Below are 13541 nucleotides of genomic sequence, written 5' to 3'. Positions count from 1 at the left end.
AGGCGTCCCCGCCGACAGCGGGCCGCGGGGGGCCGGTTAGGGTGACCGGCGTGAGCGCGATCCCCCCGCCGGTGTCCCAGACGTTCGACCCGACCCGCTGGCGCGCGGTCGACGGGTTCTCCGACCTGACCGACCTGACCTACCACCGCGGCGTCGAGCGCGGCGCCCCGGGCGAGGCCGGCGCGACAGGCACCGAGCGCGACCTACCCGTGGTCCGCATCGCGTTCGACCGGCCCGAGGTCCGCAACGCGTTCCGTCCGCACACGGTCGACGAGCTCTACCGCGTGCTCGACCACGCGCGCATGACGAGCGACGTCGGGACCGTCCTGCTGACCGGCAACGGCCCGAGCCCCAAGGACGGCGTCTGGGCGTTCTGCTCGGGCGGCGACCAGCGCATCCGCGGCCGCGACGGCTACCGCTACACCGCCGGGGCCGACGACGTCGGGGCGCCCCCCGAGGGCGCCGACGCCATCGACCCCGCGCGTGCCGGACGGCTGCACATCCTCGAGGTGCAGCGGCTGATCCGGACGATGCCGAAGGTCGTCGTCGCGGTCGTCAACGGCTGGGCCGCGGGCGGCGGGCACTCGCTGCACGTCGTCGCGGACCTGTCGATCGCTTCGCGCGAGCACGCGCGGTTCAAGCAGACGGACGCGAACGTCGGGTCGTTCGACGGCGGGTACGGGTCCGCGTACCTCGCGCGACAGCTCGGCCAGAAGCGGGCCCGGGAGATCTTCTTCCTCGCGCGCGAGTACTCGGCCGAGGACGCCGAGCGCTGGGGCGCGGTCAACGAGGTGGCGGACCACGCCGACCTCGAGGACCTCGCGCTCGAGTACGCGGCGATCATCGCGACCAAGTCGCCGCAGGCGATCCGGATGCTGAAGTTCGCCTTCAACCTGGCCGACGACGGCCTCGCGGGTCAGCAGGTCTTCGCCGGCGAGGCGACGCGGCTGGCCTACATGACGGACGAGGCGGTCGAGGGCCGGGACGCGTTCCTCGAGCGCCGGGACCCGGACTGGTCGGGCTTCCCCTACGCGTTCTGAGCGCGCACCCACCCGCCCCGGCGACTTGTCAGACCTGGCGCGCCGCCGAGCACGCGCTGCGCCTGACACCCCCGAGCGCCGCACCACTTGTCAGACCTGACGCGCTGCCGAGCACGCGCTGCGCCTGACACCCCCGAGCGCCGCACCACTTGTCAGACCTGACGCGCCGCCGAGCACGCGCTGCGCCTGACACCCCCGAGCGCCGCGCCACTTGTCAGACCTGGCGCGGTGCCGAGCACGCGCTGCGCCTGACACCCCCGAGCGCCGCACCACTTGTCAGACCTGACGCGCCGCCGAGCACGCGCTGCGCCTGACAGGACCGCGAGAGAGGGTGGCCGGTCAGCCGGGGGTGACCGAACCGGTCCCGTTCGGCACCAGCTCGACCCACGTCGCGCCGGGCGCGAGCTTGACGACCTGGCCGTCCGCCGTCGTGAGCACGAGCGGATCCCCGACACCCGACTTGGTCCACGTCACCGTGAGCACCTTGCCGCCGGTCGCGACCACGGCTTCGCCCGTCCCGACCAGCCGCGTCTCCGGCACCACGGACCCCGCGGGGTCCCTCGTGCCCGAGTCGACCAGGTCGACCCGCAGCGCCACCACGTTGCTCGCCGCCAGCCGCGCCCCCGACGCGGCGGTCGCGGCCGTGCCGGACTCCGACCGGAGCCACGTGCCGCTCACGGCGTCCCAGGTCCAGCCGGGCTGCGAATAGCTCGACATCGCGATGTTGAGCGCGCCGGCCGGCGTGCCCAGCAGGGTCACGGTCGCCTGCTCGGCGCGGCGCGCGAACGCGAACTGCTCGGGCGGCGGCGCCTGGTGGTTCGCGTCGGCCTGGTCCCAGAACGCCTGCGGGTTGCCGAACACGTTGCTGGGCGCCGGGCGGATGCGCGTCCGGTAGAAACCGGCGTTGCCGGCGTCGTGGCTCACCGTCTGGACCCCGGCGTCGCGCAGCGCGGCCACGAATCCGGGCTGACCGCCCGAGAACGCGATGATCCCGCGCATCGGCGCCGTGATCGCCGGGTCCATCGGCCGCACGGACCGGATCGGACCCACCTCGGCGGGCACCTGCGACTGGTAGACGGCGACGAGCCGCGTGACGCCCCCCTCGACGACCTGCTCCCAGACGACGTCCGCCTGGTCGAGCCCCGTCTGAGGGCGGACCTCACGCGGGTTCTCGATCTTGACGGCGAGCGCAGGCCGGCTCGCGACCTCGTCGGCAGCGACACCGGTGAGCGGCCACCTCGGCGGGACCACCGGGGGCGGCGGCGCCGTCTTGTCGACCGCGATGTCGGGGCCCTCGGTCACGGGGGTGGGGACGGTCGGCGTGTCCGCGCCGCAGGCCGTGACGGTCAGCAGCGCACCGAGCACGGCGACGGCGGCCAGCGAACGGCTCCGGTGACCGGCGGAGGTCCGCGTGCCGCGGAGGGCGACGACGCGAGCCGCGCGGGTGGCGCGGGCGGTGACAGGCACAGAGCTCCCCTTCGTGCACCGGCCCCTCGGCCGGCGATCCGCGGACACTCTACGGGCTGCGCCTACCCTGGGGCCGTGACACGTCCGCTGCGCACCGTGCCGGTCGACGACGGCGGCAGCGCTGCCGTCCTGACCGCCCTGAGGGCGGCGCTCGACGGCTCCGGACCGGCCGTCCGGCCGTCCCTCAGGACGTCGGCGCCTCGCGGCGAAAGATCCCCGGACGAGGTGCCCGACGGCGTCGCGCTCGTCGTCGAGACCTCCGGCTCCACGGGCGAGCCACGCGCCGTGATGCTCACCTCCACCGCCCTGCGCGCGTCGGCGACCGCGACCGACGCGCGTCTCGGCGGGCCCGCGCAGTGGCTCCTGACGCTCCCGCCGGCACACATCGCCGGGCTCCAGGTGCTCGCGCGCTCGGTCCTCGCGGGCACCGAGCCGGTCGTGGCGACCGCGGGCCCCTTCCGGCCGGACACCTTCGCCGCCGACGCCGCCCGCCTCACGGGCGACCGCCGCTACGTCTCGCTCGTGCCGACCCAGCTCCACCGCCTCCTGGACGACGCGGGAGCCGGGCTCGCCGCGCTCGCCCGGTTCGACGCCGTCCTGCTCGGCGGCGCCGCCGCGTCGCCGAGCCTGATGGCCCGGGCGCGCTCCGCGGGCGTCCGCGTCACGACGACCTACGGCATGTCGGAGACCTGCGGTGGCTGCGTCTACGACGGCGTGCCGCTCGACGGCGTCCGTGCGCGCGTCGACGCCGACGGCCGCATCCACCTCGCCGGTCCCGTGCTGGCCGCCGGCTACCTCGGGCGCCCCGACCTCGACGCGGCGACCTTCCACACCGACGACGGCGTCCGCTGGCTCCGCACGACCGACGCGGGCGAGCTGCACGGCGAGCTGCACGGCGAGCCGCACGCCGAGCTGCACGGGGAGCCGGGCGACGACCGTCTCACGGTGCTCGGGCGGCTCGACGACGTGCTTCTCACGGGCGGCGCCAAGGTCGCCCCGGTGGCCGTCGAGGCCCTGGTCGCCGAGCTCGAGGGCGTCGCGGAGGTCTGCGTCGTGGGGGTGCCCGACGCCGAGTGGGGGCACGCCGTGACCGCGGTGGTCGTGCTCCGGCCGGGCGCCCGGGCTCCCGCCCTCGACCGCGTCCGCGAGCACGTCGCGCGTAACCTGGGCACGCCCGCCGCACCGCGCCACCTGGTCGTGACCGGCGGGCTGCCTCTCCGGGGACCGGGCAAGGTCGACCGCCGCGCGGTCGCCGAGCTCGCTGCGCAACGGCTCGCCTGAGCGCGCGGGTGAGTCCCCGTCCGACCAGCACAGTCCGACCAGCACCGTCCGACCAGCACCGTCCGACCAGCACAGTCCGACCAGCACAGTCCGACAGGGTGCACGTCCACCGCCGCGTTCCACCGACGAACAGGAGCCCGATGCCCACCGCCGCCGAGTGGATCGCGGGCGCCCGGCCCCGCACGCTGCCCGCCGCCGTCGCCCCCGTGCTCGTGGGCACGGGGGCCGCCGCGCAGGCGCTCGACGCGTGGGAGCCCGCCGGCACGCGCACGCTCGTCGCTCTCCTCGCGGCCGGTGTGGCGCTCGCGCTCCAGGTCGGGGTCAACTACGCGAACGACTACTCCGACGGCGTGCGCGGCACCGACCTGGAACGCGTCGGCCCGCTGCGGCTCACGGCGTCGGGCATCGCGTCACCGCGGCAGGTCAAGCTCGCGGCCTTCGCGGCGTTCGGGGTCGCGGCCCTGCTCGGCCTCGCGCTCGTCGTGCTGACCGGGCACTGGTGGCTGCTGGCGGTCGGCGCGCTCTGCATCGTGGCCGCCTGGTACTACACGGGTGGCCGTCGGCCGTACGGCTACCGCGGCCTCGGTGAGGTGGGCGTGTTCGTGTTCTTCGGGCTCGTGGCCGTGCTCGGGACGACGTACCTCCAGCTCGGCGGGGTGACCTGGCCCGCCGTCCTGGGCGCGATCGGGGTCGGCCTGCTCGCGTGCGCCCTGCTCATGGTGAACAACCTGCGCGACGTCCCGACCGACGCCGTCGTCGGCAAGAAGACCCTCGCGGTGCGGATCGGCGACGCGCGCGCGCGCCGCGCCTACGTGGCGATGATCTCCGTGCCCGTGCTGCTCGGCGTCGCATGCGCCTTCGCGTCGCCATGGGCCCTGCTGGTGCTGCTGCTCGTCCCGCCGGTCGTGATCCTCGCGATCACCGTGCGGCTCGGGGCGCGCGGCATCGCGCTGGTCCCGGTCCTCGCCGGGACGGGCATGCTCGAGCTCGGGTACGGAGTGCTGCTCGGGCTGGGCCTGGCCCTCTGACGCGCCTGGAGCCCTCTGACCCGCCTGGACCTGCGTCCGGGCCGGCCGCCCACGCCATCGACCACGCCATCGACCACGCCGCGCCCCTTCCGGGCGGAGCATGTGACCGGAGTGGCCCGAGGTGCGTCGGGAGGCCCCGCGGGGTACTCAGCAGCACCACGAGCCACATGCCCCGCGCTGACGGACCGCACAGCCGAGCGCGGCCGGCCAGGCCGCCAGGGCAGCCGGCCAGGTCGACGACGCGGTCGGCGTCCGGCGCCGGCCGCGAGCAGGCGCCAGGGGCTCGAGCGGTCAGTCCTGCCCGTCGGTCCCCGGATCACGCGCGGTGCGCTGCTCGGCCGCATCACCCGCGGAGCGCTGCTCGGCCGCATCACCCGCGGAGCGCTGCTCGCCCGCGTCGGACGCGAGGCGCTGCTCGGCCGCGTCCACCACGGCGTCCTCGTGCGCGGCGTCCTGCTCGGCGTTCTCGGAGAACCGCCGACCCGAGAGCTTGCGCCGCTCGACGCGTTCGGCGATGTACAGCGCAGCCTTGTCGCGCGGCTTCGCCAGCACGACGTACGAGATGCCCCATGCGGCGAAGGCCGCGACGAGGACGAGCAACCAGCTGCCCAGACCGATCCAGTAGAGGACGGCCACGCAGACGGCGAACAGCCCGAGGCGGAGTGCGGAGTAGGTGACGATCGGCACCCCTCCAGGGTAGATCGCGCAACGGGCGGCTCCCGCACGCACGCGGCGACCTAAGGTGGAGCCATGCGCAACCTCCTCTACCTGGTGCTGATCGGACTGGTCGTGTACACGATCGTCGACGTCGTGCGCAGCGAGGACCGCGAGCGCGCGGGCATGCCCAAGGCGCTCTGGATCGTGCTGATCGTCGTCTTCCCCCTCATCGGCTCGATCGCCTGGCTCGCCGTGAGTCGGGCGATGCGCTCGCGCGGGGCCGGGGTCTCGCGCGGCGGCGGCTGGGGCAGTGCTCCCACGACGCCGGCCGGGCCGGTCGCACCCGACGACGACCCCGAGTTCCTCTGGCTCCTCGAGCAGCACCGGCGTCAGGCCGAGCGCGAGGGCCGCCGGTCGGCGCCCACCGACGGCGCGACGCCGTCCGGCGGACCGGACCCGGCGGGCGGACCGTCGTCGGCCGACGGTGCGGGCGGCGGCGTCGGGCACGGTGACGAGAGCTCGGGCCACGACCACCCGGACCCCCGCACCCAGGCGTGACGCCGGTCGCGACACCGCTGTCCTGATGCCCTCGGGGCGCAGCCCGTCACACCACCGGCTGGAAGCCGGCGATGAGACCCTGGAGCGACTGCGTCCACGTGCCCCACAACCCGGTGACCAGCGCGAGCCCGACGAGGATCAGGAGCCCGCCGCCGCTGCGCATGATCACCAGCCGGTGCCGACGCAGGAACCCGAGCGCGGCCGTGCTTCGTCCCAGCCCGAGCGCGATGAGAAGGAACGGCACACCCAGTCCCAGCGCGTACGCGGTGGACAGCGCGGCACCCCTCCCGGCCGACCCGCCGTCGAGCGACAGCGCGATCACCGCCGCCAGCGTGGGGCCGATGCACGGCGCCCAGCCGAGGCCGAACGTGAACCCGAGCATCGGCGCACCCCACAGCCCCGCCCGGGCACGCACGTGCACGCGCCGTTCGCGCTGCAGGGCGGGGACCAGGCCCAGGAAGGACAGCCCCATGGCGATGACGACCACGCCGAGAACCCGGGTGAGGGGATCCTGCCAGCGCATGAGCTCGGCCCCGAGAGTGCCTGCCAGCGTCCCGAGCGCGACGAACACCACGGCGAAGCCGGACACGAACAACGCCACGCCCAGCAGCAGTCGCCCGCGCCCGGCGCCCGCTCGGCGCCGGTCACCGAGAGCCGACCCGTCCTCAGCCGCCGACAGCCCACGCGTTCCCGCGGCGCCCTCGCGGGCGACCCCGGTTCCGGTCATACCACCGAGGTAGCCCAGGTACCCGGGCACGAGCGGCAGCACGCACGGCGACGCGAACGACACCAGACCCGCGATCAGCGCCACCGGCACGGCGAGGAGCAGGGACCCGGAGAACGCCGTCGTGGCGAACGCGGAACCCAGGTCTTCCCAGACCCCGGCCGCGAGCCCGCCGCCGGTCGTCACGAGACCGCCCCCGCCTCGCCCAGCACGTCATCGACCAGCGCGCGCAGCGTCGCGCTCTCGGCGCGCCCCAGGATGCGCGCCGCCACGCGGCCCTCGCGGTCCAGCACGACTGTCGTCGGGACGGCCTGCACGGGGACGATGCCCTGCAGGTCGGCGAGGGCGCTGCCGTCGGTGTCGGCGATCGAGGAGTACGGCACGGAGAACGTGCGCTCGTACGCCTGGGCGGTGCCGACGTCGTCGGTGCCGTTGATGCCGAGCAGGTGGACGCCGTCGTCGGCGTAGTCGTTCGCGAGGTCGACCAGGTCCGCGGCCTCGGCGCGGCACGGCGGGCACGCGGCGTACCAGGTGTTGAGCACGACGACGTCGCCGCGCCAGTCCCCGATGTCCACGGGCGCGCCTGCGAAGTCGGTCCCGGACAGCGCGACCGGGTCCCCACGCTCAGCAACCGGCCACGTCCGCGTGCTGCCGTCGCCCGACTGGTACCCCTGGCCGACGACGTCAGCCGGGCCGCGGTCCGCGCCGCCGGCGCTGTCGCCGCCGCCGGCGCCGCACGCTGTGAGGGCGACGAGGACGAGTCCCGTCAGGAGCCCGGTCACGAGCCCGGTGAGGCGGCGTCGACGACGGGTCACCGAGCGCGCGGCCGCCCGCGGTCCGGCGGGAGTGGCGCGATCGACGGGTGCCCCGGGATCGAGCGTCACGCGCCGGCCACCTGACTCGCTCCGGGGAGCAGGTCGGCCGCGGGCTCGGAGTAGCGCAGGCCCACGAAGCGGTCGTCCTCGAACTCGAGCGAGGTCAGCGACGCGAGCGAGCACTGCCGACGGCGCGGGTCGTGCCACAGCCGGCGGTTCGTCAGCGCGAGACGCGCGACCCAGATCGGCAGCTGGTGGCTCACCAGGAGGGCCTCGTGGCCCCCGGCCGCATCACGGGCGGAGCGGATCGCCGCGAGCATGCGGTCGACCTGCGCGGTGTACGGCTCGCCCCAGGACGGCCGGAGGGGGTTGACCAGGAGCGGCCAGTGGCGCGGGTGCCGCAACGAGCCGTCGCCGACCCCGAACGTCAGCCCCTGGAACTTGTTCTCGGCCTCGAGGATGCGCTCGTCGGTCATGATGTCGAGACCGAGGGCCGCCGCGATCGGCGCGGCGGTCTCCTGCGCGCGCTGGAGCGGCGAGGCGACCAGGACGGTGATGTCGCGCCCGCGGACGTGGTCGGCGACGCGGTCGGCCATCTGCCGTCCGCGCTCGGAGAGGCCGTAGCCGGGCAGGCGGCCGTACAGCAGACCGGTGGGGTTGTGGACCTCGCCGTGGCGCATGAGGTGGACCGTGGTGGCGACCATGGGCCCAGTCTCGCAAACGTGGCGGGGTGCGTGGTCCAGGCAGGCCGCCGCCGGGTGTGAGGTGGGCCCCGTCAGCGCCGCGCGCGCAGGGCGGCGCGTACGACGGCCATGGCCTCACCCAGCGCGCGGAGCTGAGGCTCGGACAGCACGTCGACGAGGTGCTCGCGGACGGCGGCCACGTGCCCGGGTGCCGCGGCCTCGAGGCGCGCGGACCCGGCGTCCGTCATCGTGCAGTTCACGCCGCGGCCGTCGTCCTTGCACGCGCGGCGCTCCACGAAGCCGCGCGCCTCCATCCGTCGGATGGTGTGGGTGGTGCGGCTGCGCGACTGCGCCAGCTCGTCCGCCAGCTCGGACATGCGCAACGTGCGGGTGGGAGCCTCGGACAGACGGACCAGCACCTCGTACTCGCTCAGCGAGAGCCCCGAGTCGCGCTCGAGCTGCTGCCCGAGCGCGTCGGTGAGGCGCACCGCGCCGTCCAGGAAGTCGCGCCAGTGCCGCTGCTGCTCGAGGTCGAGCCAGCGCGGCTCGTGCTCCGTCGTCGTGGCCATGTCCCGCGTGACCTGCTCTCTCGTCCGTGCGGCGATCCGACCCCACGTCTCGGGCGGGTCGCGGCTTGCGTTCTCGCTCCCAGCATAGTAGAAATGTCAACTACCGGATGGTTGCGTGTTCAAGGAAACGCCGTGAGGCCGTCGTCCCAGAACCAGGTGCACGTAGTCGTCCAGCCACCGACAGCTCGTCACCCAGCACCGAGGAGATCTCCATGAGCACGACCACGCTTCCCACCGAGCTCATCGCCGGCACGTACGTCGCCGACCCCACGCACTCCGAGGCGAGCTTCACGGTCCGCCACGCGGGCATCGCGAAGGTCCGCGGCACCGTCGCGATCACCGCGGGCACGATCGTCGTCGCCGAGACCGGCTCGGCCTCGGTGACCGCCACGCTCGACCCGGCGACCATCAACACGGGCGAGGCCAACCGCGACGGCCACCTCAAGACGGCCGACTTCTTCGAGGTCGAGAAGTTCCCCGAGTGGTCCTTCGTCTCGACCGAGGTCCGCGTCTCGGGCGCCGAGGCCGTCGTCGTCGGCGACCTGACGATCCACGGCGTGACCCGCCAGGTCGAGCTCGAGACCGAGTTCAACGGCACCGCGGTCGACGCCTACGGCAACTTCCGCGCCGGCTTCTCGGCCTCGACCGAGCTCCTCCGCAAGGACTTCGGCCTGACCTGGAACGCGGCCCTCGAGGCCGGCGGCGTCCTGGTCAGCGACAAGGTCAAGGTCACCCTCGAGATCTCGGCCATCAAGCAGGCCTGATCCTCCGCCGGGCCCCCGCCCGGCCGCGCACGCGCCGCACCTCACGCGGCGGTCGGCGCGCACCCACGACGGACCGCGCACTCCTCGAGTGCGCGGTCCGTCGCCGTGTGGGCAGACGGGTGGCTCGTGCGGCGGCGTCAGCTCGACAGCTCGGTCTTGCGCCGGTCGTGGAACGCGAGGATCTGCAGCTCGGACCCGAGGTCGACGACGCGCAGGTCGACGGCCGGCGGTACGCGCAGCGCGCGCGGCGCGAAGTTGAGGATGCCGGTGACACCCGCGGCGACCATGGTGTCGCACACGTCCTGGGCGACGTCGGCCGGGGTCGAGATCACCGCGATCGTCGCCGCCCCCTCCGCGACCACCCGGGCGAGCCGCTCCGCGGGCTGCACCTCGAGCCCCGCGACCGTCGTGCCGACCACCTCGGGGTCCGCGTCGACGAGCCCCACCACGGTGAAGTCGCGGCCGGCGAAGCCCGAGTAGTTCGCGAGCGCGTGGCCGAGGTGCCCGATCCCGACGATGACGACGCGACGCCGGCTCGTGAGCCCGAGCGCGACGGTCAGCCGGCGGCTGAGGTGCTCGACGTCGTACCCGACGCCGCGGGTGCCGTGGCTGCCCAGGAACGACAGGTCCTTGCGCAGCTGCGCCGGCCCCACGCCCGCAGCCGCCGCGAGCGTGCGCGACGATGCCGTCGCGACCCCCTGCGCGCCGAGCCCCGCGAGCGCCCGCAGGTACCGAGGCAGCCGCCCGACCGTCGTCGGCGGCACGCCGCGCTCGCCGGTCATCGCGCGCCCGCCGCGAGAGCGCGGGCGAGCCGCACCGGGTCGATCCGCCAGAAGCCGCGCGGGACGCCGTCGACCAGGACGACCGGCACCTGCTCGCCGTACTCGCGCCGGAGCCGGCCGCCGTCGTGCACGGCCGCGGCGTCGACGTCGACCTCGGTCCAGGTGGCACCGGCGTCGGCCGCCGCGCGCGCGACGACCTCCCGCGCCTCGTCGCACAGGTGGCACCCCGCGCGGCCGTAGAGCACGACCCGGGCGCCGTCGTCGGTCATAGGGCCACCTTAGGACGGCCCGGCCGGGCGCTCGGGGTGATCCCTCCGAGCCGCACGCGGCACGGCCGTCGCCGGGCCGGACCCGGTGGTTACAGTGGGCGCGTGTCCGAGCTCCCGACCGTCGACGCCGGGGCCCGCGACGTCGCGGCCGCGCGGACCGCGGCGGCCTTCTTCGACGTCGACAACACGATCATCCGCGGCGCGAGCGCCTTCCACCTGGCGCTCGGGCTGTACCGCCGGGGGTTCTTCAGCGTCCGGGACATCGTGTGGGCGGCGTTCCAGAACGCGCGCTACCAGCTGTTCGGCGAGAACCGCGAGCAGATCGACGAGATCCGCTCGTCCGCCCTGGGCATCATGACCGGGCACTCCGTGGCCGAGGTCGTGGCGATCGGCGAGGAGGTCTACGACCAGGTCCTCGAGCTGCGGATCTTCCCCGGCACCCGCTCGCTCCTCGACGAGCACCTGGCGGCCGGGCGCGAGGTGTGGCTCGTGACGGCGACCCCGGTCGAGATCGGCAACCTCATCGCGAGGCGTCTGGGCGCGACCGGGTGCCTCGGCACGATCGCCGAGCACAAGGACGGCTTCTACACCGGGCGGCTCGTCGGCGACCTGCTGCACGGCAAGGCCAAGGCGAGCGCCGTGCGCGCGCTGGCCGAGAAGGAGGGCCTCGACCTCGAGGCGTCCTACGCCTACGGCGACTCGACCAACGACGTGCCGATCCTCTCGACGGTCGGGCACCCGTGCGCGATCAACCCGGACCCACGGCTGCGCCGGCACGCCGAGGCGGAGGGCTGGCCGATCAAGGAGTTCCGGGGCCGACGCCGCGCGGCCAAGCGAGGCGTGAAGACGGCCAGCTGGGCGGGGCTCGCGTGGGTCGTGGGGCTCGTGCTCCGCTCGATCGGGCGGTCGCTGCGCGGCTGACGCGCGCACGTCGACCCGCCGGCACGAGGCCAGGTACGACTCGGGCCCGGCTGTTCTGCCGGGCCCGGGAGGTCACTTCTTGTTGCGACGCTGGTGACGCGTCTTGCGCAGCAGCTTGCGGTGCTTCTTCTTCGCCATGCGCTTGCGGCGCTTCTTGATGACGGAGCCCATGGGTCCTCGCAATGGTCGACTGGTGCTGGAACGAACGACACGCGGCGCGGTCGAATCGCCCACGCACGGGAAAGTCCGAGGGCGAGTCTACCGGGTCGGGCGCAGCAGCGGCGACGGCAGACCCTCTCCCGTCCGCGCGACGGGCGGCAGGACGCGAGAGGCACCCGGCGTGACGACTCAGGACGTGAGCCGGTCACCCTCGTTCGACGCGGTGCGCAGGTACTGGTCCAGCGCGTCCTGCGGGACCCGGAACGAGCGGCCGACGCGCACCGCGGGCAGCTCGCCCGAGTGCACCAGGCGGTAGACCGTCATCTTCGACACCCGCATGAGCCCGGCCACCTCGGCCACGGTGAGGAACCGTACGCGGGGCTGCTCGCTCGCCATCCTCCACCGTCCCTGGCCCGCGCCGGGCACGTGGCGCCGACGACCTGCTCGCGACCGGCGTCAGCTCTGCTGGGCGCAGCGCTCACCCTAGAGCCTGGTGGTGCTGGAGTGAAAGAGGGGAGAAGAGTGAACGCGTGGGGTCGGCGCTGCCCCGACGCGCGGCCGCGCAGGCGTCCGCGTCAGTCGTGGTGCGGGTCCAGCCCGAGGTGCGGGAAGACCGCGGCGCGGGTCGCGCGGATGGCGCGGTCGACGTCGTCGGCCGGGTCGTAGCCGTCGCGGAACTCCCGGAAGGCGGCGTCCGCGCCGTCGGTCATCCGGTCCGGCGCGCTGCGGCCCCACCTCGTGGCGACGTCGGCGAGCCACTCGGCCGGCACCTCGGCGTCCGGGGCTATCGGCGCGTGCGCCGCGACGGCGATGAGGTGCGACCAGGCGCGCGGGACGACGTCGAGCAGCGCGTACCCGCCGCCACCGAGCGCGAGCCACCGGCCGTCGGCGACCTCGTGCGCGAGCTCGTGCACGATCTCGGCGACGCGGCGCTGGGCGTCGATGCTCACGGCGAGGTTGGTCAAGGGGTCGGACGCGTGGGCGTCGCACCCGTGCTGACTGACGACGACGTCGGCCCCGAACCCGCGCACGACCGGCGCGACGACGGCCTCGACCGCGCGCAGCCAGCCCGCGTCGCCCGTGCCGGCCGGCAGGGCGAGGTTGACGGCCGTGCCCTCGGCGCCCGGCCCGCCCGTGTCGGTCGCGTGCCCGGTGCCGGGGAACAGGCTGCGGCCGCTCTCGTGGATCGAGATGGTCACGACCCGGGGGTCGTCCCAGAACACGCGCTCGACGCCATCGCCGTGGTGCGCGTCGATGTCGACGTACGCGACCCGCTCGGCACCGTCCGCGAGGAGGCGGCGGATCGCGACGGCGGCGTCGTTGTAGATGCAGAAGCCCGAGGCGGCGGCGGGCATCGCGTGGTGCATCCCACCCGTGATGTTGACGGCGTGCGCCACCTCGCCGGACCACACCGCGCGTGCGCCGGCCACGCTGCCGCTCACGATGCGGGCCGCGGCGTCGTGCATGCCCGCGAAGACGGGGTCGTCCTCGGTCCCGAGGCCGTGCGCCAGGTCCGGCCGCCCCGTGGTGGAGGCCCGCCGGACCGCGTCGACGTACTCCTGGCTGTGCACCGTGAGCAGCTCGGTGTCGGGGGCCGGGTGCGCATCGACCACCTGGACGCCGGGCACGTCGAAGAGCCCGAGGGCGCGGACCAGGCTCATCGTGAGGTCGAGCCGGACCGGTGACATCGGGTGCCCGAACCCGAAGTCGTACCCCAGCAGCGACGGGCACCATGTCAGCTGCAGCGAGTGCCCCATGCGCCACACGGTAGACCGGACCGCGGCGGATCGTCGCCTCGCGCCGCCCGGTCGCTGCGCCTGCGCG

17 protein-coding genes are annotated in these 13541 nt (G+C 74.7%); 6 read left to right on the top strand and 11 right to left on the bottom strand.

Features of this window, described 5'->3' with window-relative positions; genetic code table 11:
- The first annotated feature begins 50 nt into the window (after window positions 1-50).
- Window positions 51-1040, top strand: a complete 990-nt coding sequence (locus HIR71_RS00865; RefSeq protein ID WP_169322706.1) for a 1,4-dihydroxy-2-naphthoyl-CoA synthase — start codon at window positions 51-53, stop codon at window positions 1038-1040.
- A gap of 339 nt (window positions 1041-1379) precedes the next feature.
- Here the strand turns inward: HIR71_RS00865 and HIR71_RS00860 are convergent, their stop codons facing one another.
- Window positions 1380-2507 (bottom strand): DUF3048 domain-containing protein, encoded by a 1128-nt coding sequence (locus tag HIR71_RS00860; protein WP_311836004.1) that lies wholly within the window; start codon window positions 2505-2507, stop codon window positions 1380-1382.
- A 75-nt stretch (window positions 2508-2582) separates the two neighbouring features.
- Here HIR71_RS00860 and menE point away from each other — a divergent pair, with 75 nt between their 5' ends.
- Together menE and HIR71_RS00850 are read left to right on the top strand one after the other, a co-directional pair.
- Window positions 2583-3788 carry an o-succinylbenzoate--CoA ligase gene (menE, locus tag HIR71_RS00855; RefSeq protein WP_311836003.1) on the top strand — a complete coding sequence of 402 codons (1206 nt, stop codon included), beginning with the start codon at window positions 2583-2585 and terminating at the stop codon, window positions 3786-3788.
- A 140-nt stretch (window positions 3789-3928) separates the two neighbouring features.
- Window positions 3929-4816, top strand: a complete 888-nt coding sequence (locus HIR71_RS00850; RefSeq protein ID WP_169322705.1) for a 1,4-dihydroxy-2-naphthoate polyprenyltransferase — start codon at window positions 3929-3931, stop codon at window positions 4814-4816.
- 291 nt (window positions 4817-5107) lie between these two features.
- Here the strand turns inward: HIR71_RS00850 and HIR71_RS00845 are convergent, their stop codons facing one another.
- Window positions 5108-5503 (bottom strand): DUF4229 domain-containing protein, encoded by a 396-nt coding sequence (locus HIR71_RS00845; protein WP_311836002.1) that lies wholly within the window; start codon window positions 5501-5503, stop codon window positions 5108-5110.
- Between the two features lie 63 nt (window positions 5504-5566).
- Between HIR71_RS00845 and HIR71_RS00840 the strand changes: the two genes are divergently transcribed.
- Entirely contained in the window at window positions 5567-6031 is a 465-nt protein-coding gene (locus HIR71_RS00840) for a PLD nuclease N-terminal domain-containing protein (protein WP_169322703.1), read from the top strand.
- A gap of 46 nt (window positions 6032-6077) precedes the next feature.
- Here HIR71_RS00840 and HIR71_RS00835 read toward each other — a convergent pair whose 3' ends face one another.
- The 4 genes from HIR71_RS00835 to HIR71_RS00820 form a co-directional block, all read right to left on the bottom strand.
- Complete coding sequence (locus HIR71_RS00835) at window positions 6078-6860, bottom strand: cytochrome c biogenesis CcdA family protein (protein WP_211373633.1); 783 nt, start codon at window positions 6858-6860, stop codon at window positions 6078-6080.
- A gap of 77 nt (window positions 6861-6937) precedes the next feature.
- Window positions 6938-7570, bottom strand: coding sequence for a TlpA family protein disulfide reductase (locus HIR71_RS00830; protein ID WP_396030788.1), 633 nt, complete (start codon window positions 7568-7570; stop codon window positions 6938-6940).
- A 65-nt stretch (window positions 7571-7635) separates the two neighbouring features.
- Entirely contained in the window at window positions 7636-8274 is a 639-nt protein-coding gene (locus HIR71_RS00825) for a histidine phosphatase family protein (protein WP_169322702.1), read from the bottom strand.
- 71 nt (window positions 8275-8345) lie between these two features.
- Window positions 8346-8822 carry a MarR family winged helix-turn-helix transcriptional regulator gene (locus HIR71_RS00820; RefSeq protein ID WP_169322701.1) on the bottom strand — a complete coding sequence of 159 codons (477 nt, stop codon included), beginning with the start codon at window positions 8820-8822 and terminating at the stop codon, window positions 8346-8348.
- Between the two features lie 212 nt (window positions 8823-9034).
- On the opposite strand from HIR71_RS00820, the gene HIR71_RS00815 reads away from it, so the two are divergent.
- Window positions 9035-9586 (top strand): YceI family protein, encoded by a 552-nt coding sequence (locus HIR71_RS00815; protein WP_169322700.1) that lies wholly within the window; start codon window positions 9035-9037, stop codon window positions 9584-9586.
- A 137-nt stretch (window positions 9587-9723) separates the two neighbouring features.
- On the opposite strand, the gene HIR71_RS00810 is transcribed toward HIR71_RS00815, so the two are convergent.
- Window positions 9724-10368: a redox-sensing transcriptional repressor Rex gene (locus tag HIR71_RS00810; protein ID WP_169322699.1), complete on the bottom strand. Its 645-nt coding sequence runs from the start codon at window positions 10366-10368 to the stop codon at window positions 9724-9726.
- The gene (locus HIR71_RS00805) at window positions 10365-10637 is read right to left on the bottom strand and encodes a glutaredoxin family protein (RefSeq protein ID WP_169322698.1); all 273 of its coding nucleotides are present in this window, start codon (window positions 10635-10637) and stop codon (window positions 10365-10367) included. The genes HIR71_RS00810 and HIR71_RS00805 overlap by 4 nt, the downstream gene beginning before the upstream one ends.
- Before the next feature lie 102 nt (window positions 10638-10739).
- Between HIR71_RS00805 and HIR71_RS00800 the strand changes: the two genes are divergently transcribed.
- Window positions 10740-11558 (top strand): HAD family hydrolase, encoded by an 819-nt coding sequence (locus tag HIR71_RS00800; RefSeq protein WP_169322697.1) that lies wholly within the window; start codon window positions 10740-10742, stop codon window positions 11556-11558.
- 72 nt (window positions 11559-11630) lie between these two features.
- Here HIR71_RS00800 and HIR71_RS00795 read toward each other — a convergent pair whose 3' ends face one another.
- The 3 genes from HIR71_RS00795 to HIR71_RS00785 form a co-directional block, all read right to left on the bottom strand.
- Entirely contained in the window at window positions 11631-11729 is a 99-nt protein-coding gene (locus HIR71_RS00795) for a 30S ribosomal protein bS22 (protein ID WP_003792170.1), read from the bottom strand.
- Between the two features lie 177 nt (window positions 11730-11906).
- Window positions 11907-12113, bottom strand: coding sequence for a helix-turn-helix domain-containing protein (locus tag HIR71_RS00790; RefSeq protein ID WP_169322696.1), 207 nt, complete (start codon window positions 12111-12113; stop codon window positions 11907-11909).
- A 179-nt stretch (window positions 12114-12292) separates the two neighbouring features.
- On the bottom strand, window positions 12293-13474 hold the full coding sequence (locus HIR71_RS00785; protein WP_169322695.1) for an acetoin utilization protein AcuC: 1182 nt from the start codon (window positions 13472-13474) through the stop codon (window positions 12293-12295).
- Window positions 13475-13541 lie beyond the last annotated feature (67 nt).

It is taken from the genome of Cellulomonas fimi, assembly GCF_012952065.1.
Lineage (GTDB): Bacteria > Actinomycetota > Actinomycetes > Actinomycetales > Cellulomonadaceae > Pengzhenrongella > Pengzhenrongella fimi_A.
Note: the sequence above shows the minus strand (reverse complement) of the source record. Positions and strands in the feature narration are given on the sequence as shown.